The sequence below is a fragment of the Psychrobacter sp. ANT206 genome (assembly GCF_056880555.1).
This window is the reverse complement of record NZ_CP096271.1, coordinates 666,043-683,858: the sequence shown is the minus strand read 5'-3', so window position 1 is coordinate 683,858 and position 17,816 is coordinate 666,043. Positions and strand designations below refer to the sequence as shown.

14 protein-coding genes, 2 tRNA genes and 3 rRNA genes are annotated in these 17,816 nt (G+C 42.0%); 3 read left to right on the top strand and 16 right to left on the bottom strand.

Going from position 1 to position 17,816, the window contains the following annotated elements; all coding sequences use genetic code 11:
• Positions 1-212: 212 nt before the first annotated feature.
• Positions 213-1,010 (top strand): dienelactone hydrolase family protein, encoded by a 798-nt coding sequence (locus M0221_RS02970; protein ID WP_483284299.1) that lies wholly within the window; start codon positions 213-215, stop codon positions 1,008-1,010.
• Between the two features lie 239 nt (positions 1,011-1,249).
• Here the strand turns inward: M0221_RS02970 and M0221_RS02965 are convergent, their stop codons facing one another.
• The 13 genes from M0221_RS02965 to M0221_RS02905 all read right to left on the bottom strand — a co-directional run bounded on the left by M0221_RS02965 (position 1,250) and on the right by M0221_RS02905 (position 13,935).
• Positions 1,250-1,903, bottom strand: coding sequence for a DUF938 domain-containing protein (locus tag M0221_RS02965; RefSeq protein ID WP_483284298.1), 654 nt, complete (start codon positions 1,901-1,903; stop codon positions 1,250-1,252).
• Positions 1,904-1,976: 73 nt separating this feature from the next.
• Complete coding sequence (locus tag M0221_RS02960; RefSeq protein ID WP_483284297.1) at positions 1,977-2,441, bottom strand: flavodoxin family protein; 465 nt, start codon at positions 2,439-2,441, stop codon at positions 1,977-1,979.
• A 68-nt stretch (positions 2,442-2,509) separates the two neighbouring features.
• On the bottom strand, positions 2,510-2,920 hold the full coding sequence (locus M0221_RS02955) for an OsmC family protein (protein ID WP_483284296.1): 411 nt from the start codon (positions 2,918-2,920) through the stop codon (positions 2,510-2,512).
• Between the two features lie 199 nt (positions 2,921-3,119).
• Positions 3,120-4,085 carry a hypothetical protein gene (locus M0221_RS02950; RefSeq protein ID WP_483284295.1) on the bottom strand — a complete coding sequence of 322 codons (966 nt, stop codon included), beginning with the start codon at positions 4,083-4,085 and terminating at the stop codon, positions 3,120-3,122.
• A complete protein-coding gene (locus M0221_RS02945; protein WP_483284294.1) occupies positions 4,086-5,057 on the bottom strand; it encodes a DGQHR domain-containing protein in 972 nt (323 codons plus the stop codon).
• 241 nt (positions 5,058-5,298) lie between these two features.
• Positions 5,299-5,412, bottom strand: a 5S ribosomal RNA gene (gene rrf / locus M0221_RS02940).
• Between the two features lie 180 nt (positions 5,413-5,592).
• Positions 5,593-8,454, bottom strand: a 23S ribosomal RNA gene (locus M0221_RS02935).
• 366 nt (positions 8,455-8,820) lie between these two features.
• Positions 8,821-8,896: transfer RNA gene (locus M0221_RS02930), tRNA-Ala, on the bottom strand.
• 6 nt (positions 8,897-8,902) lie between these two features.
• Positions 8,903-8,979 (bottom strand) — tRNA-Ile (locus M0221_RS02925).
• Positions 8,980-9,064: 85 nt separating this feature from the next.
• Positions 9,065-10,603, bottom strand: a 16S ribosomal RNA gene (locus M0221_RS02920).
• The 16S, 23S and 5S rRNA genes sit together here with 2 tRNA genes alongside, the layout of an rRNA operon.
• A gap of 658 nt (positions 10,604-11,261) precedes the next feature.
• Positions 11,262-11,741: a hypothetical protein gene (locus M0221_RS02915; RefSeq protein ID WP_483284293.1), complete on the bottom strand. Its 480-nt coding sequence runs from the start codon at positions 11,739-11,741 to the stop codon at positions 11,262-11,264.
• A 360-nt stretch (positions 11,742-12,101) separates the two neighbouring features.
• Positions 12,102-13,049 carry a CDP-diacylglycerol--serine O-phosphatidyltransferase gene (pssA, locus tag M0221_RS02910; RefSeq protein WP_011512903.1) on the bottom strand — a complete coding sequence of 316 codons (948 nt, stop codon included), beginning with the start codon at positions 13,047-13,049 and terminating at the stop codon, positions 12,102-12,104.
• A 10-nt stretch (positions 13,050-13,059) separates the two neighbouring features.
• Positions 13,060-13,935 (bottom strand): 23S rRNA (adenine(2030)-N(6))-methyltransferase RlmJ, encoded by an 876-nt coding sequence (locus tag M0221_RS02905; protein ID WP_011512902.1) that lies wholly within the window; start codon positions 13,933-13,935, stop codon positions 13,060-13,062.
• A gap of 150 nt (positions 13,936-14,085) precedes the next feature.
• Between M0221_RS02905 and M0221_RS02900 the strand changes: the two genes are divergently transcribed.
• Together M0221_RS02900 and dapE are read left to right on the top strand one after the other, a co-directional pair.
• On the top strand, positions 14,086-14,844 hold the full coding sequence (locus tag M0221_RS02900) for a 2OG-Fe(II) oxygenase (protein ID WP_483284292.1): 759 nt from the start codon (positions 14,086-14,088) through the stop codon (positions 14,842-14,844).
• Between the two features lie 81 nt (positions 14,845-14,925).
• Complete coding sequence (gene dapE, locus M0221_RS02895; RefSeq protein WP_149492954.1) at positions 14,926-16,149, top strand: succinyl-diaminopimelate desuccinylase; 1,224 nt, start codon at positions 14,926-14,928, stop codon at positions 16,147-16,149.
• Positions 16,150-16,219: 70 nt separating this feature from the next.
• Here dapE and M0221_RS02890 read toward each other — a convergent pair whose 3' ends face one another.
• The 3 genes from M0221_RS02890 to M0221_RS02880 all read right to left on the bottom strand — a co-directional run bounded on the left by M0221_RS02890 (position 16,220) and on the right by M0221_RS02880 (position 17,715).
• Positions 16,220-16,744 (bottom strand): GyrI-like domain-containing protein, encoded by a 525-nt coding sequence (locus M0221_RS02890; RefSeq protein WP_483284291.1) that lies wholly within the window; start codon positions 16,742-16,744, stop codon positions 16,220-16,222.
• A 98-nt stretch (positions 16,745-16,842) separates the two neighbouring features.
• Positions 16,843-17,052 (bottom strand): Fe-S cluster assembly protein IscX, encoded by a 210-nt coding sequence (gene iscX, locus M0221_RS02885; protein ID WP_011279849.1) that lies wholly within the window; start codon positions 17,050-17,052, stop codon positions 16,843-16,845.
• A 99-nt stretch (positions 17,053-17,151) separates the two neighbouring features.
• Positions 17,152-17,715, bottom strand: coding sequence for an acyl-CoA thioesterase (locus M0221_RS02880; RefSeq protein WP_483284290.1), 564 nt, complete (start codon positions 17,713-17,715; stop codon positions 17,152-17,154).
• Positions 17,716-17,816: the final 101 nt, after the last annotated feature.

The following is a 17,816-nucleotide window of genomic DNA, read 5'->3' as shown; positions in this document are numbered from 1 at the left end:
AGCGTGTTGATATTTGGTTAAGAAAAACAGGCATTAGTTAAATTTATAAACGATAGAAACACTTATTATTTTTAACAATATAGCGTTGTTATGTCGTTATTCTTTACGCTATCCTGTAAAAGGTGTCTGCTCATTAGGGTTAAAAGGGTGGATCGGTTTTGAAATAGGCTATTTTTCACTGACATTTTTTAACTAACATAATGAGGCTACCCATGACATTCACATCCACTTCTATTAAATCATCTAAGCGCCATGGTGAAAACTTACTATACAGCGCCTCTGTAGGCTTAACAGCACTACTACTTAGCCAAACAGCGGCAGCGATTAGCACTAAAAATGTCACTTATACGGTAGATAATCAACCCTATGAGGGCTATTACGCCAAAGCAGATAAACCCAATGCGCCATTTATATTACTGATTCATGATTGGGATGGGCTAACAGATTATGAGCGCAAGCGCGCTGATATGTTGGCAAGTGAGGGCTATAACGTACTGGCTGCTGATATGTTTGGGAAAGGTATCCGCCCGTCAACTATTGAAGACAATAAACGTTTAACCGGTGCACTATATGACGATCGCAGTAAAATGCGCCGCCTACTTCAAAGCGCATTGAACGCTGGCCAAGAGCAAGGCAATGATGCACGCACAGGTGTAACGATGGGCTATTGTTTTGGCGGTACGGTTGCTTTAGAGCTAGCACGCTCAGGATTTCCACAAAAAGCGTTTGTCCCTTTCCATGGTGCCTTTGACACCCCAATAGGTCAAAGTTATGATAAGACGACTGGCGAGATATTGGTATTTCATGGTTCTGCGGATGAATCCGTCTCCCTTGAAAGCTTTGTCACTTTGGGTAAGACGTTAGAAGCGGCAAAAGTGCCACATGAGATGCTAACCTATAGTGGTGCGCCACATGCCTTTAGTGTGTTTGGCAGTGATAGATATGATGCTCGTGCTGATGAGCGTTCTTGGCAGCGTTATTTAGAGTTTTTAGCAGAAGCCTATAAGTAATTTGACTGTATATAATTTAAATATAGTAAATTCAGTATTAAAACGATACAGCGGGGCGGGAATAAATTTTTCGCAGCCTCTGTCGGCGTAGGCACAGCACGCCAAAAATATTTATACCTGTTCCGCCTTGAAATATAACGTATCTGTTTTATTTAGGACCAATTATAGATATAAAAAAAGACCTCTCAATCAAAATCTTATAACGATCGATTAAGAGGTCTTTTTATGCCAAAGATTCGTTATCTAATTTTTTGAAATACCAATAGCTGGTTATTAGCAGGCATCGCATATTTATCAGATAGTTTTAGCATATGTGTATTTGCCAACGCTATTAGGTCTTCTAAATGACGAATACCGCTCTTTGGGTCGCGTTGTCTGAGACTACTATCAAACTGCTGATTACCCGCGCTGGTATAATGTCCGTTTTCATTAAACGGTCCATATACGATTAACTTTCCATTGATAGGTAAAGCCTCACCTACTAACTCAAACAACTTTTCCACCAACGACCATGAGATGATATGTAGGGTATTAGCAGTAAATACCGCATCATAGGGCTGATTGCTAGCAAGACTCATCGGTAATGAATCCACTGCCAAATCAAAAGCCAATGGTGCATATAAATTGGGCACAGGATACTCAGTATGCCAAGCATTAATAATCGCATGATGAGCTGACACATCACTAGTCTGCCATGTTAAATGCGCCAATCTCGGTGCAAAATACACACTATGCTGACCTGTCCCTGAACCCACTTCCAATACATGATTAAAATCTTGCAATTCCTGCTGTAAAATTTCTAAAATTGGTTGCTTGTTATTTTCACAGGCTTGAGAAAACGGTATTCCGGCAGGAGCAATAGATTGGCTACTATCTGAGTCATTATTAAACACTGCTAATATCCTTATATGCCTTCATTACTACAGCTTTGATATTAATAATAGCGACAACCAAAGCGTTAAACAACTAATAAATACCCGCTTCTACCCCAGCTGCCAAGGTCATCGCCAGCTCTTCAACTTGCTCAGTAAATGCTTCTTGCCAATCACCTTGTAAAATCAGCGCTTCTTGGATCCATTCCCAGCGTAGACCAGTTGTAATCGTCTTTATAGCAAGCTTAGTGCCCGTACCATCATGACCTGCTCGAATATATAAGGCAAATGGCATGCCCTGCTTCTTCTCTAACACCGGATAATAACAGCGATCAAAAAAGTCTTTGGTCAGCCCTGCCATATAAGCCAAGTTCTCAGTCGTCCCTAATAATACTGCATTAGCTGCTAATACATCTTCAGGCTGGGTATCTTGTGGTAATTTCAATATAACATTGATATCTAAATCAGGATGACTAGCACCAGCATACGCCGCATGAGCCAACTTTTTGGTATTCGTCGATGGTGCATGCGCGACAATAAGCAAGGTTTTGGTAGTCATATTAATCACCATGATAGAGGCCACTGGTTTTTAGAATGAGCAATTCTTGGAATCAGTAACTCTTAGAATTAAAAGCTCTTAGAATTAATAGTCACTTTTTGAATGATATCAGGGTGGATGCTTTTTGCAACCGGACACGTGAGCGCGGTGTTATAAAATATTTTTTGCATTTTGTCGTCTAACTGCTGATTAAAAGTAATAGCGACATGTACTTCACTAACACGTCTTGGGTCAGCAGCCATCACTTTGGTAACATCAGCGGTAGTACCTGCAATATCGATATCCATATCACGAGCTTTAATACCAATAATAGTTAACATACAACTGGCTAAGCTCGTCGCCAATAAATCAGTTGGTGAAAACGCTTCGCCCTTACCTTGATTATCAACTGGTGCATCAGTAATGATTTCATTATTTGATTGCAAATGAATAGCGGTGGTGCGTAAATCGCCTTGATAGGTTACTTTTGAGGTTGTCATAAGTTTCTCTTTGATAGTTATTAGATTATAGCTTTTGAAAGGTTCTAAATATCCTAATGATAGATAATAAGTGCTTTAGATTTTTTAGTCAAAAAAAGAGATTTGATGCTTCGCGATTTCCATGAGAAGGGCTTACATATAATGATCATTTCTACGACTAATTCAATTAAAAGCTAGAACTTTTAACGGTTTCTTAATATTATCTTGCCTGTATTTGATTTATTAAACGAAATGTCCCATGACTTAGAGGTAAAGAAACTTTTCCTGAACGCTCATAGCCATACTTCATAAGATGGTACATTAATGATAAGATCGCGTTGCTTAAATTATATAAAATTGAAATATCATTATTATTCACATTCAAATCAAAAGAAGTTGGATCTTTTAACCATTCATTATTTCTCAATACCATGTCAGAATCATGTAATGCGCCTTTATAGGGGTACCATACACCGTGAGTATGCTGATAATTAACTTTATTCCTAATTTGAGATGGCCAATTTCCTTTAGCGGTACCGGATATATGTAATGCGGCTTTGATGTTTGAAATCAAAACTAATGCATCTGCTTTATGCGCTCCAAGTCCTACAGTATCTGAAATATTTCCAATCAACCATAATAGCAAATTTGAAAATGATGCCCATGTATCAGCATGTGAGTCTTTTATTTTAATGAACATTATTTCATTATTTAAAATTGATGAAAAGTAAAACCCATTTTCTATACTAGCAACACCACCATCAAGCTGCGTCATACTGGCTATTTCCAGCACTTTGTCTACATGACCTCTCTCTAATTGACTACATGCCCGACCGTAAACACGCAATAAAGCATGTGCTGCAAAAAAAGCAGAATAATATAACTGGACGGTTGCCCAACCCGTACTTTTTGGTAGCTTATCAACTTTTCCTACGCTCCACATAGATTCGATCGCTGCCTGTGCAAACCTATTGCAATCGTTTGCCAATGAAACATGGAGTATCTCTACCTCATGAAACCTTAACTTAAATTCAGTAGCCCGATTCCTTGCTAAAGGTACTAGGCTATCAGAAACTAAATAGCGTCCATTTGCAATCCACGCTTTTAAGTCCGATTCCGATGATAGACTTATTTCAAATATCTCATTTAATGAAAGCTGATGAAGTATTTTAATCTCAGGAGTCATTTAAAGAGTAAACTCCTGTTTTAATGACTCTTCCAAATGATCTACGATCGGCTTATAAGCATTAGTAGGATTAGAAATTTTGGCTGGCTTTAGTCTTTGACCGATAATTGCTGTAAATTCATAATAGTTATCCACAGAATAAATCGCACCAAACCTGTCTTGTACTCTCGCAGTAATTATTGGAAAAAATCCCGCTATTGCCTTAAATACAGTCGTATTAAATGCTTGCTCCTCTAATTTGTGAGGAAGTAGCACTCCTTCATTAAAAGCTATTAAATAAGAATTAAAAATTTCATATATTTCGTCTGCGTTCTTACTTCCAAACACTTTAACTAACGGTTTTACTGCCGTATTAAAAACTGAACGTGTTATTTTACCCTTTTGTTTTTTTGAGGCTGATAACCTGTTATACAAAGCACTATCATTTTCTGTTAAAAATGTATCAAAAAGCTCTCTAAGATATTGCTCAGTATCATTCTCATACTCAGCCATTTTTTTGATATCTAAAAGAAGTTCTGTGGGCACACCTTTTTGTTTCGAATTTATGTCAATAAATAATCTAGATTCATCACGTTTGGACAAATTATCATATACGATTACAGGTATTCTAAGTGCCGTTTTCGCAAGTTTAAAACCATAAACTCGATGCTGACCATCAATAATCAAAAACGCCTTATTAATATTCAAAAAACTAACTGTTTTATTTTTTGAGTTATAATGAAATTCACTCCCTTCTTGCGCAGACAACACAATTGAACTAGGAATTGTACCTAATCCTGAATCGATGTAATTAGCTATTTCGATCGCTCTTTTTTTATCCAGTTCCCGCTGGAACCCTTCAATAGGATCTTCATCACGATTTATAACATAACATGTATCTGAAAGCACATCACTTGGCATAGTAAATGAGTAAAATCGATATCCACCTTGGCGAACTAAGCTTACGCTACCATAACTCTCTTTATCACTCATTTGAATCCCTTACTTAATATTATTTTCTAATGTATTTTATTACAACTTTAGGGCTAACTTAATAACAAATAATATATCAACAAAGACCCATAATACACTCTTCCATAATTATAGAAATAGATAAAAATTATTAAACATTAATTTTTCAAAGTATACACGGCATTAAATAATTACTAAACCAATCCCCAGCCAAAAGAAAACCCCCAACGAATTAACGTTGGGGGTTTATCTAGGAATAGAGAGCTGACGATGACCTACTCTCACATGGGCGAACCACACTACCATTGGCGCGACGATGTTTCACTTCTGAGTTCGGGAAGGGATCAGGTGGTTCCATCGTGCTATTGTCGTCAGCAAAGGGGGTTAGATATGAGTCTGTTATTATTGTTTTGACGTCAAGATATTATCTATTGGTCGACCAACTTGTAACCTAACTGAATCAAGGTTAAAGGTGATATCGAAATTATATATTCTATAGCCTAGGCTATACAAGATAGATTAATTAGAGCTTTCATACAAACCACTTGGGTGTTGTATGGTCAAGCCAAACGAGCAATTAGTACAGGTTAGCTACATGCATCGCTGCACTTCCACACCCTGCCTATCAACGTCGTAGTCTTCAACGGCTCTTTAGGGAAATCTAATCTTGAGGTGGGCTTCTCGCTTAGATGCTTTCAGCGATTATCCCATCCGAACGTAGCTACCGGGCAATGCCACTGGCGTGACAACCCGAACACCAGAGGTTCGTCCACTCTGGTCCTCTCGTACTAGGAGCAGATCCTCTCAAATTTCCAACGCCCACGGTAGATAGGGACCGAACTGTCTCACGACGTTCTAAACCCAGCTCGCGTACCTCTTTAAATGGCGAACAGCCATACCCTTAGGACCTGCTTCAGCCCTAGGATGAGATGAGCCGACATCGAGGTGCCAAACACCGCCGTCGATATGAACTCTTGGGCGGTATCAGCCTGTTATCCCCAGAGTACCTTTTATCCGTTGAGCGATGGCCCTTCCATACAGAACCACCGGATCACTAAGACCTACTTTCGTACCTGCTCGACTTGTGGGTCTCGCAGTTAAGCGCGCTTTTGCCTTTATACTCTACGACCGATTTCCGACCGGTCTGAGCGCACCTTCGTACTCCTCCGTTACTCTTTAGGAGGAGACCGCCCCAGTCAAACTACCCACCATACATTGTCCTCGGTATTGTTATACCTGAGTTAGAACCCCAACATGACCAGGGTGGTATTTCAAGATTGGCTCCACAAACACTAGCGTGTCTGCTTCAAAGCCTCCCACCTATCCTGCACAAGTCAGGTCAAAGTTCAATGTAAAGCTGTAGTAAAGGTTCACGGGGTCTTTCCGTCTAGCCGCGGGTACACAGCATCTTCACTGCGATTTCGATTTCACTGAGTCTCTGCTGGAGACAGCGCTGCCATCATTATGTCATTCGTGCAGGTCGGAACTTACCCGACAAGGAATTTCGCTACCTTAGGACCGTTATAGTTACGGCCGCCGTTTACTGGGGCTTCGATCAAGAGCTTCGCTTACGCTAACCCCATCAATTAACCTTCCAGCACCGGGCAGACATCACACCCTATACGTCCACTTTCGTGTTTGCAGAGTGCTGTGTTTTTAATAAACAGTTGCAGCAGCCTGGTATCTGCGACTGCCAACAGCTCAAGGAGCAAGTCCTATCACCATCGGCAGCGTACCTTCTCCCGAAGTTACGGTACCATTTTGCCTAGTTCCTTCAGCAGAGTTCTCTCAAGCGCCTTGGTATTCTCTACCTGATCACCTGTGTCGGTTTAGGGTACGATTCGTTTATAACTATTGCTTAGAAGCTTTTCCTGGAAGCATGGTATTTGCCACTTCGCTGTACAAGTACAGCTTGCTATCAGATCTCAGCATAATGACAGTCCGGATTTGCCTAAACTGTCTGCCTACATCCTTTCACCTGGACAACCAACGCCAGGCTGACATAACCTACTCCGTCCCTCCATCGCATTATAAACAAGTATCGGAATATTAACCGATTTCCCATCGACTACGCCTTTCGGCCTCGCCTTAGGGGTCGACTCACCCAGCCCCGATTAACGTTGGACTGGAACCCTTGATCTTCCGGCGTGCGAGCTTTTCACTCGCATTATCGTTACTCACGTCAGCATTCGCTCTTGTGATACCTCCAGCATGCCTTACGACACACCTTCACAGGCTTACACAACGCTCCCCTACCACTTGAAAACAAATTCAAATCCGCAGCTTCGGCTCCTAGTTTGAGCCCCGTTACATCTTCCGCGCGGGCCGACTCGACTAGTGAGCTATTACGCTTTCTTTAAAGGATGGCTGCTTCTAAGCCAACCTCCTAGCTGTCTATGCCTTCCCACCTCGTTTCCCACTTAACTAGGAATTTGGGGCCTTAGCTGGCGGTCTGGGTTGTTTCCCTCTCCACAATGGACGTTAGCACCCACTGTGTGTCTCCCGGATATCACTCATCGGTATTCGGAGTTTGCATCGGTTTGGTAAGTCGGTATGACCCCCTAGCCGAAACAGTGCTCTACCCCCAATGGTGTTCGTCCGAGGCGCTACCTAAATAGCTTTCGGGGAGAACCAGCTATCACCGAGTTTGATTAGCCTTTCACCCCTATCCACAAGTCATCCCCTAGCTTTTCAACGATAGTGGGTTCGGTCCTCCGGTGCCTGTTACGGCACTTTCAACCTGCTCATGGATAGATCACTCGGTTTCGGGTCTATGCCCTGCAACTAAACGCCCTATTAAGACTCGGTTTCCCTACGGCTCCCCTAAACGGTTAACCTTGCTACAGAACATAAGTCGCTGACCCATTATACAAAAGGTACGCGGTCACCCTAATAAATTAAGGCTCCCACTGCTTGTACGCACACGGTTTCAGGTTCTATTTCACTCCCCTCACAGGGGTTCTTTTCGCCTTTCCCTCACGGTACTGGTTCACTATCGGTCAGTCAGGAGTATTTAGCCTTGGAGGATGGTCCCCCCATCTTCAAACAGGATTTCTCGTGTCCCGCCCTACTTAATATGTTAACGCTAATGTTTCGAATACAGGACTATCACCTACTACGGTCAGCTTTCCCACGCTGTTCTTCTACATTAGCATTAATCGGCTTCTCCCCGTTCGCTCGCCGCTACTTGGGGAATCTCATTTGATGTCTTTTCCTAAGGGTACTGAGATGTTTCACTTCCCCTCGTTTGCCTCTTGTACAAGTACAAGATACCTACCTTATGGTAGGTGGGTTTCCCCATTCAGAAATCTCCGGATCACAGGATATTGCCGCCTCCCCGAAGCTTATCGCAGGCTGTCACGTCTTTCATCGCCTCTGACTGCCAAGGCATCCACCATGTGCGCTTCATTACTTGACCATACAACCCCAAGTAGTCTTTCTCTATAAATAGAGTTAGATTTCTAAGTGTTATATAAGTCTAATTATGATAACGATATCACCTAATTTTATACGCTTGATTCAGTTCTCTTTACTTTTTTAATAACTCACTACTGGGATAACAACTGATGTCGTTAAGTAGTGAGTTATTAAGGTTAGAAACAACGCGTGAACACGTGTTCCTAACCCAGACTCATATCTATGTTTTTAAATAGTCTCTGTGCTCTCGTCGAGTCACAGATTCTGTATAAAACAGAAAGAAGTAATCTTGCCTTTGTTAAGACGAATCACTTGTTTCTATTTGATACCTATTTATTTATTAGCATCTAAAGAATAGTTTATTATGTGGTGGAGCCAAACGGAGTCGAACCGTTGACCTCCTGCGTGCAAGGCAGGCGCTCTACCAACTGAGCTATGGCCCCTAATAATGGTAGGCCTGGGCAGACTTGAACTGCCGACCCCCGCGTTATCAACACGGTGCTCTAACCAGCTGAGCTACAGGCCTGTGCGAGGCATATACCTCTAGCTAATAAACTAGCTTAAACTAAAGAACAACTTGTTGTGAATTCTTGCTGACCGAATGCCATCTATAAGGAGGTGATCCAGCCGCAGGTTCCCCTACGGCTACCTTGTTACGACTTCACCCCAGTCATCAACCACACCGTGGTGAACGCTCCCCCGAAGGTTAAGCTATCCACTTCTGGTGCAATCAACTCCCATGGTGTGACGGGCGGTGTGTACAAGGCCCGGGAACGTATTCACCGCGGCATTCTGATCCGCGATTACTAGCGATTCCTACTTCATGGAGTCGAGTTGCAGACTCCAATCTGGACTACGATAGGCTTTTTGAGATTCGCATCACATCGCTGTGTAGCTGCCCTCTGTACCTACCATTGTAGCACGTGTGTAGCCCTGGTCGTAAGGGCCATGATGACTTGACGTCGTCCCCGCCTTCCTCCAGTTTGTCACTGGCAGTATCCTTAGAGTTCCCGGCTTAACCCGCTGGTAACTAAGGACAAGGGTTGCGCTCGTTGCGGGACTTAACCCAACATCTCACGACACGAGCTGACGACAGCCATGCAGCACCTGTATTCTAATTCCCGAAGGCACTCCCGCATCTCTGCAGGATTCTAGATATGTCAAGACCAGGTAAGGTTCTTCGCGTTGCATCGAATTAAACCACATGCTCCACCGCTTGTGCGGGCCCCCGTCAATTCATTTGAGTTTTAACCTTGCGGCCGTACTCCCCAGGCGGTCTACTTATTGCGTTAGCTGCGTCACTAAGTCCTCAAGGGACCCAACGACTAGTAGACATCGTTTACGGCGTGGACTACCAGGGTATCTAATCCTGTTTGCTACCCACGCTTTCGAGCCTCAGTGTCAGTATTATGCCAGAAGGCTGCCTTCGCCATCGGTATTCCTCCAGATCTCTACGCATTTCACCGCTACACCTGGAATTCTACCTTCCTCTCACATACTCTAGCTCAACAGTATCAGATGCAGTTCCCAGGTTGAGCCCGGGGATTTCACATCTGACTTATCGAGCCACCTACGCTCCCTTTACGCCCAGTAATTCCGATTAACGCTTGCACCCTCTGTATTACCGCGGCTGCTGGCACAGAGTTAGCCGGTGCTTATTCTGCAGCTAATGTCATCGTCCGTGGGTATTAACCACGGAGTCTTCTTCACTGCTTAAAGTGCTTTACAACCAAAAGGCCTTCTTCACACACGCGGCATGGCTGGATCAGGGTTTCCCCCATTGTCCAATATTCCCCACTGCTGCCTCCCGTAGGAGTCCGGGCCGTGTCTCAGTCCCGGTGTGGCTGATCATCCTCTCAGACCAGCTACAGATCGTCGCCATGGTAGGCCTTTACCCCACCATCTAGCTAATCCGACTTAGGCTCATCTAATAGCGAGAGCAGTAAACTGCCCCCTTTCTCCCGTAGGTCGTATGCGGTATTAATACGAGTTTCCCCGTGCTATCCCCCACTACTAGGTAGATTCCTAAGTATTACTCACCCGTCCGCCGCTCGACGCCTGATAGCAAGCTATCATCGTTTCCGCTCGACTTGCATGTGTTAAGCCTGCCGCCAGCGTTCAATCTGAGCCATGATCAAACTCTTCAGTTTAATCTTGCTATGAAGCTCTTTAAAGAAGCTTCTAAACTTGGCTCATCTAATCTGGCAAAATCGCTAAAAATTATGTTCGTAATGAATTAACTTTGAGTTTTTTTACTGTCTTAAATGATAATTTTTATAGTTAGAATCCTATCGAAAAGATAGTCGACCAACTTTATTTTTTAGCATTCTGAATCAGCAAAAATCCACACAAGTTGTTCTTTAGTTATGCTTTTAAATAATGTCTCTACTGTCGTCCAGTAAGAGTATTCTGACTAAATATGCTAAACCAATCTGGCTTATCCTATTTAGCGAGCTGACCATCATATCATGTTTTAATAGTCTGTCAACTTCTTTTCTTAATTTGTTTCTTTAAGTTAACTGGTTAGTTATTGTGTAATCACACAGTAGCTGATTCCGGTTCGTCTTAATGAGGTGCGTATTATAGACGCTTTAATTAGTAAGTCAAGAAGTAAATTATTTTAATTTGAGTTAACTTAAAAGTAATTTTTCCGGTTGGCTAAATTGTCTAAGCGGTAAACCACTTCAACCCGCCTTCCTCTCCGACTGGGTGGCAGTATACGCTGTTTTAGTAGAGGGTCAAGAGATTATTAAGGTTTATTTTTATTTGGTTGAAAACACTAGGCTTGGCATTCAATGCAAGATTCCATTAAGGACAAAGACTTTTCGTCCATTTCCCTACTTTATTACCGCGAACACATTGATATTGCACCCCATACTGTACCCATTGCCAATTTAAATCAGACGGCTTGCCTTTTAAGGTAAAACTAATACGGTAACGTTCTGCACTCACACTATCATCCATGAGACCAGAACGGGTAATGACAACAACCGCTGTCTTAGGCTGCGATTTTGATGGATAGTAAAAAGCTTGTGCCAAATCATAATCCGCATCTATCTCGTTAATACTACTATTGATTAGCTTAAGCTTTTCAAGACCACAAGCAATCAGCCCTTTTTTAATAGAGCATGGTGCTGATGCGGAAGTTACTGCATTACCATTGATGTTTAAATGCTTAAAATTAGCTGGATTGGCAGCTTCAGCACGAGATATTGTACTTACTGAATTACTAGTAGTGGCATGTGTAGAGACTGAAATAAGTGACAATGAAAATAAAGCGCTTGCCATCAAACCTCTCAACAAATTGTTTGAGGTCCTTGAAACAGGTAATAGGCGATTAAAAATAGGTAAGTTCAGCATAATAATCTCGGCTTAGTTATCAAATGGCGTTATAGGAAGGCTCATCGTATAAACTTTATATAGACTGCATACAATAGCATTGTATAAGGCTTTAATATTGAACCCAATCAATAGATATTTGTAGTGTTTTATTTTAACTTTTCCATTGTTGTGCTTATCTCTATCAGAGCTATATTTCAGTGCCCAATAGAATCAAAAACTAGCACGCAAATAAAAACCGCCTATTAAAAAATAAGCGGTTTTTGTTTGCGTGTCTTAAGTTAATATTTACTATAAAAAGCTATAGTATTAACTTGTCGCTTTGGCTTGTAAGGTGCTAACAATACCTGACAAGGCATAAATAACACCAATCGCTAAAATGCCGACTGGAATATCATATAACACGATACTCATGACCAATACACCAACGATAAGCACCACGAAAGGGACTTTCTTCTTATCAAACTCTTTAAAACTATAGTATTTGACATTGCTAACCATAAGCAAACCGCAAATAACGACCCAAGCAGCAAATAAAAACATCACAAGCGTATCGTATTGTCCGATCCATTGATTATGATCAACGGCAACCATAACAGCTGCTGTGACCAAAATAGCGGCAAGCGGACTGGCCAAACCAACAAAGTATTTTTTATCGACCTCACCAATCTGAACGTTAAAACGCGCTAGACGGAAGGCGGCACAGGCAGTAAAGACAAACGCACAGCCAAGCCCAATACGACCTAATGGCTGCAAAGCAAAGCTATAAATTAAGATTGCCGGTGCGACACCAAAAGCTAGCATATCGGCAAGCGAATCATACTGCTCACCAAAGGGGCTTTGCGCATTAAGCATACGCGCTACCCTGCCATCTGCGCCATCCAAAATAGCCGATAAGAAAATCGCTAAAGAGGCTTTATAAAACTCACCTTGGGTACTGGCTAAAATAGAATAAAAGCCTGACAGCAGCGATAAAGTGGTGATTAAGTTGGGCGCTAAATAAACACCGCGACTGACCACCCGCTTACCTTCAGCGACTTCTGCTTCAATCACCTCAAACGTCAGCCCATCATAGTTCTCATTATCCGCCAAGCGAATATCGAAATCATGCTCATCCACAAAAGGCGGTTGAGTGGCAGCGCTATCTTGTAATAAGGGCTCTTTAATCAAACCGTCATTCATCACTTTATCAGTGACCAGACTGCCCTTTGCAAGATTGTTTTTTTCAAGGCTACGTGATGATTGATCAGTCGTCATATCAATATCCTTATTCGCCAACCAACCAGCGGACGGTGGTTGCACTATCAGGTGTTAAATCTGGTGCATCAGCAACTTTTAATACAGGCTGTAAGAAACGTAGTATTTCACGCGCTTGGTTATCAAACTGCCATGGCGGATTGATCACAAGTAGCCCTGTACCGTTTAGACCGACAGCGATATCTTTAGGATAGATATTTAGCTCACAAACCAGCTGACGTCTCATCTCAGTACGCTTGAGTTTTTTATAGAACAGCTCAACCGCGTCGATGTTCTTAATTGGGAACCATAATGCATAAGTGCCTTGTGGCCATTTGTTATAAGAATGCACCAACAAATCGATTAGACGCGTGAAGTCTTTATGCTCCTGCTCGTAAGGAGGATCTAAAAAGATCAAACCGCGCTTTTCTTTTGGTGGAATCACGGCAGCGATACCTTCAAAAGCATTGCGATGATGAATACCAATTGGCAACTTATGCAACTGATAATTCAATGCATCATATTCACTGGCTTTGGCTTCAAACGCTTCACCGCGCACGCCAGCATCTGGATTTTTTTCAACATGATGGGCAATCCACCATGGCGAACCCGGATAGACTTTTTTGTCATAGGTAAAACGGGCTTGCTTAATGCCTTCCATATAGTCTTTGATGGCAGCTGGTGCTTTTTCGACATCGGCTTTTACCAAGGCTTGAATACCACCTTTGGCTTCACCCGTCTTGCGCGCCTCTTCACTGCCGAGCGAATACAGTCCACGACCGCCATAAGCATCAAGCACATAAAAAGGTTTGTTTTTTTGCCCCATTTGATTCAGTAGTTGTACCAATAGAATGTGTTTAACAACATCGGCAAAGTTACCAGCATGATAGGCGTGTTTATAATTCATAAGTTCAAAAGTTTAAATAAGAAAAATTGCATCTATGGTAGCATAGGATGGCTAAAAGATAACGATGGTTTTGGTAAAAAGGCATAGATTGGTCGGGTAAAGGTATAGATTGACGGTGTAATGACAGATAATGGACGATAGCGAGACAAAATGACGAAGATTATTAGCAATCTTGATGTAACGACGTTGGTGGTTGATAATCCAATAGGTAAGGAGAATCCGCCACTGTTATCTTTACATTCTACTAACTATAATAATCAGGCGCTGCCGACCCAACATTTATTACAATCCTCTGATTTTTTGGTTAATTGGGAACACAAGCTGACAGATAAACAGCTGGATACGTTTGTTGATGATGGTTGGCTCATTATTGACGATGTCTTTGAACGAAAAGCCTTAGTAGCACTGCAAGCGGAAAGTGGCTTTATTGACTATCGTGATGCTCAGCTAACGGCGGGTATTCGTATCAGTGATATTCGCGGTGATAAAATACGCTGGATTACCAAAGACTTTTTTGCAGGATTTTATTATCTACACAGTATCAATGCGCTTGCCAACTTATTCAATCAAAGCTTGTACGCTGGTATTCGCCATAGCGAGGCGCATTATGCTTGTTATCCAGTAGGTTTTGGCTATCTATGGCATAGTGATAATCCGGCTGGACGTAATGAACGCGTTATCTCGGCAGTGTTTTATCTTAATGATGATTGGACAGCGAATGACGGCGGCGCGCTAGAAATTGTTGATAAACATGGCAGCCATCATAATGTGATGCCTGTTGCTAATAGGCTTGTAATATTCGATAGTGACTTACGGCATCAAGTGCAAATCGCCCATCGTCAGCGTTATTCTATCGCGACTTGGATGCGCCGTGATGGCTTAGTACCTTTTATTGAAGACGTTATTTAAGTACTGTAATGTTCATAAAGACTCTCTTACCAGCTACATCTAACCATCCTATCTATCCCTCTATAATAAAAAAGGCTTCCCATGTCAGATTCTGATAAAAACTTAACTTCTCAATCTCATCAGCAAGCAACTCATCAACAAGCAACATTGGACTTAAGTATCGCCTTACTTGAACGTCCTTCTGTCACCCCAGATGATGATGGCTGCCAAGACATATTGTCTGAACGGCTGACACAAGCAGGCTTTGAATGTGAATTTATGTATTACGGTGATAGACAGGCAAAAGGCGAACACGCTGAGGTTAAAAATTTATGGGCGCGCCGTGGTACTACCAATCCGGTGATTTGCTTTGCCGGTCATACTGACGTCGTCCCAACAGGCGATGAAAAAAACTGGACTTATCCGCCATTTACCCCAACTATTGCAGATGGCTATTTATGGGCACGTGGTGCTGCGGATATGAAAACTGGCATTGCCGCTTTTACCGTCGCCGCTGAGCGTTTCGTTGCCAATCATCCTGAGCACAATGGCTCTATTGCTTTTTTAATCACCTCAGATGAAGAAGGCCCTTCTATTAACGGCACAGTCAAGGTAGTAGAAACGCTAGAAGCGCGCAATGAGAAAATTACGTACTGCTTGGTTGGTGAACCATCCAGTACCGATACCTTAGGCGATATCATCAAGAATGGTCGTCGTGGCTCACTCGGCGCAGTACTTACCGTCACTGGTAAACAAGGTCATGTTGCCTACCCGCACCTTGCTTCAAATCCCATTCATGCGGCTATGTCGGCACTCGCAGAACTGACCAATGCTACTTGGGATAATGGCAATGATTACTTCCCTGCGACTTCACTACAAATATCTAATATCAATAGTGGAACGGGCGCGACCAACGTCATTCCTGAAACCTTAGAGGCTGTATTTAACTTCCGCTTTTCGACAGAAACGACTGAAGATGAACTAAAAGCGAAAACACATGCTATCTTTGATAGATATTTCGCTGATAGCAAAGCAGCTTATGATATTCATTGGAAATTATCTGGTCAGCCTTTTTTGACGCCTGAAGGTAAATTGGTCTCAGCATGCCAGCAAGCGATTAAATCTGTGACTGGAACCGATACGACATTATCAACTTCTGGCGGCACATCAGATGGACGCTTTATTGCACCAACCGGTGCGCAAGTGGTCGAACTTGGTGTGCGTAATGCCACTATTCATCAAGTTGATGAAAAAGTTGAAGTAGATGACTTAGGAAAATTGGCGCAGATTTATGAAGGGATCTTGGAAAATTTACTACTTAATTAATCATAAATAGCAGAAGTAAAAAAGCGCCATCTCATACAGATGGCGCTTTTTCATTATAGATATTAATTACTTACTCAATACCAATATACAGCTCGACTTGACCATATTCTAACTTACCCTCAACGTAACGCTCAAAGTCGACGTTATAAGTTCGAGTATGCTCACAGCTTGGATCATTGAAATACGTCCAGGCTTTTTCCCATGCATTCATCACGGTGTTAGGCATGTTACCGTATTCAGAAAACACCATGTATTTTCCTGCAGGGATGCTAACAGTCACTAGATTGCTTGCATTTTTATTCTTACTAGCTTTGACAGTATTAGCGGTATCGTCATTGTCTGACTGTTTTTGCTGACTTTCCACCTTCCAACTCGCAACCACATCAAAAGCGCCTACATCATCACTCTCATAGTTATGATAGATACCATAGATATCCTGACCCTTTTCAAGTTGGCTCACGTGATTTTTGTAAAAACTTTGCCATAGCTTACCTAACTTTGCCGTTTCATGGCTGATTTCATCGGTATTGGTGGTGCGTACGCTGATGCCTGTGCAAGTTTGTACGTCGGTTAGTTCTTGGATTGGTGCAGTCATGAGACAATATGTCCTGTTTTCATTTGAGATTATGTTTATTAAAGCTATGTTTGTTATTAAGGCTATGCTAATTATTAAAAAATAGTAAAAAGGTCAATCTAGTCCGCTTCGTCGATCCAATTCATCTGAATCGCTTCTAAGATACCTTCATTGGAGCGTTGCGGATCATCATCAAAGCCTTCAAGCTCCGTCACCCAGCGATGCAAATCCGTAAAGCGAATATACTGCGGATCGGTCTCTGGGAATTTTTCATAAAGCTCAATAGCGATATCTAAGCTGTCTGTCCATTTTAACTTCTGCGGGGTCATAGTAGCTCCTTATGTTTTCAATTATTTTTATAAAATAGCATTATAAAATATATATGCGCTATCCTACCAAAATTCATCATAGGATTATAGGCAAGTTGGTTACGCAGCCTTTGTTGATTTAGTCAACTCAGTAGATTGAGCAGCTTTAATCGCCACTTGATGCTGATTCCATGACTCAATAACTTCTGTCAGCTGCTCACCCGTCATATCTAGCACCCCAGTTGCGCACTTACCTTGCTTATTGGTTAAAACAAACTTGGTCATACCCACTGCCATCAGCTGGTTTTTAACAAAAAATCGATGCTCAAAATAGACATATTTTTTATCCCAACCGACAAGCATACTATTGACTGTTATCTTATCTAGAAACTTAATTTGTTTAAGATAGACCATCTCCTGCATAGCGATAATCCAGCCGAGATTTTTAATGCCTTTTTGATGACAGCAGTTCATCAGCCATTTGGTGATATTTAGCTCAATAAAAGATAAATAGCGATAATTAGGCAAATGATCGCGAAAACCCATGTCATGTGGTAATACCCGATACTGACGCACAGTTGGTGCTGTCAATGTCTCAATACTCAGGTGATTGCTTGTCGATTGCTGCTTAAGTTGTTGTTTGAGTAGGCTTACCATAATAAAGAAACGCAGCAGCATATTCATAAGAAACCTTCTTATTTTATAATATTGATAATGAGAAAATACATTGTAGATAGCTTTAGATGGGCAATACTCTAACGCAAAAAAAGCCACCTCAGTGACTT

Bases quoted from the DNA above. Each gene is read 5' to 3' on its own strand.
- M0221_RS02970 (WP_483284299.1), top strand. From the start codon at position 213: ATGACATTCACATCCACTTCTATTAAATCATCTAAGCGCCATGGTGAA.
- M0221_RS02960 (WP_483284297.1), bottom strand. From the start codon at position 2,441: ATGACTACCAAAACCTTGCTTATTGTCGCGCATGCACCATCGACGAAT.
- M0221_RS02955 (WP_483284296.1), bottom strand. From the start codon at position 2,920: ATGACAACCTCAAAAGTAACCTATCAAGGCGATTTACGCACCACCGCT.
- M0221_RS02950 (WP_483284295.1), bottom strand. From the start codon at position 4,085: ATGACTCCTGAGATTAAAATACTTCATCAGCTTTCATTAAATGAGATA.
- M0221_RS02945 (WP_483284294.1), bottom strand. From the start codon at position 5,057: ATGAGTGATAAAGAGAGTTATGGTAGCGTAAGCTTAGTTCGCCAAGGT.
- M0221_RS02915 (WP_483284293.1), bottom strand. From the start codon at position 11,741: ATGGCAAGCGCTTTATTTTCATTGTCACTTATTTCAGTCTCTACACAT.
- pssA (WP_011512903.1), bottom strand. From the start codon at position 13,049: ATGACGACTGATCAATCATCACGTAGCCTTGAAAAAAACAATCTTGCA.
- M0221_RS02905 (WP_011512902.1), bottom strand. From the start codon at position 13,935: ATGAATTATAAACACGCCTATCATGCTGGTAACTTTGCCGATGTTGTT.
- M0221_RS02900 (WP_483284292.1), top strand. From the start codon at position 14,086: ATGACGAAGATTATTAGCAATCTTGATGTAACGACGTTGGTGGTTGAT.
- dapE (WP_149492954.1), top strand. From the start codon at position 14,926: ATGTCAGATTCTGATAAAAACTTAACTTCTCAATCTCATCAGCAAGCA.
- M0221_RS02890 (WP_483284291.1), bottom strand. From the start codon at position 16,744: ATGACTGCACCAATCCAAGAACTAACCGACGTACAAACTTGCACAGGC.
- iscX (WP_011279849.1), bottom strand. From the start codon at position 17,052: ATGACCCCGCAGAAGTTAAAATGGACAGACAGCTTAGATATCGCTATT.
- M0221_RS02880 (WP_483284290.1), bottom strand. From the start codon at position 17,715: ATGAATATGCTGCTGCGTTTCTTTATTATGGTAAGCCTACTCAAACAA.